Raw genomic sequence first — 670 nt, 5'->3', positions numbered from 1 at the left:
GGCTCTAGACTAGCAGATTTACACTTAATTTTACCTAATGAGGTTCCACAGCTCAGTTGCTAACTCATTAGGTTCCCTCATCCAACGCCATTCAGTTTCTTTAAGATGATAATCAAAGTACTCTTTTGATATGCCGTTAAACTTTGCTAGCCTTCTTTTACAAAAGCTCCAAAATGATTCTATTCCATTTATATGACATTCTCCTCTAGCAAACTCATTTGCTCCGTGATTTACCCTAAAATGCTTTGAATAACCCACATCAACAAGACCATTATAGCCACGCCATCCATCACTATAAATCACACTCTCAAGTGAAACTTTACCAATGATAACCTCTTGTAAAGTCTTCATTTTACAGTCAGGTACGATTTCAGTATAGACGCGCCCATTACGTTCGAATATTCCAAATACTGGCTGTTTTAGAGTCCCACGACCACGCTTTAACTTTCCATGAAACCCACGTTGCCTTTTCGCTCCAAAATAGCTTTCATCTACTTCTATTGAACCAACAAACTTAGCTCTTAAATCTGTTTGATGATCATAGATAGTTTCTCTAAAAAGCATGTACCAATAGTTAATCGTATTACGATTTAAATTGAGTAATAAGGCTGTTTTGGAAGCAGGAATATCAACACAAAAGCATTGAATAATTTTTTTAATCTTGTAGTGA

At 36.0% G+C, this 670-nt stretch carries 1 protein-coding gene; it reads right to left on the bottom strand.

What is annotated here, in order from left to right:
* Positions 1 to 30: 30 nt before the first annotated feature.
* The coding region (locus GW12_RS05685) for an IS1595-like element ISAcra1 family transposase (protein WP_034584610.1) at positions 31 to 670 on the bottom strand (640 nt) is incomplete at its 5' end.

It is taken from the genome of Acinetobacter sp. HR7, from assembly GCF_000773685.1.
GTDB classification, from domain to species: Bacteria; Pseudomonadota; Gammaproteobacteria; order Pseudomonadales; family Moraxellaceae; genus Acinetobacter; species Acinetobacter thermotolerans.
This window is presented reverse-complemented; position numbering and strand designations above follow the sequence as displayed.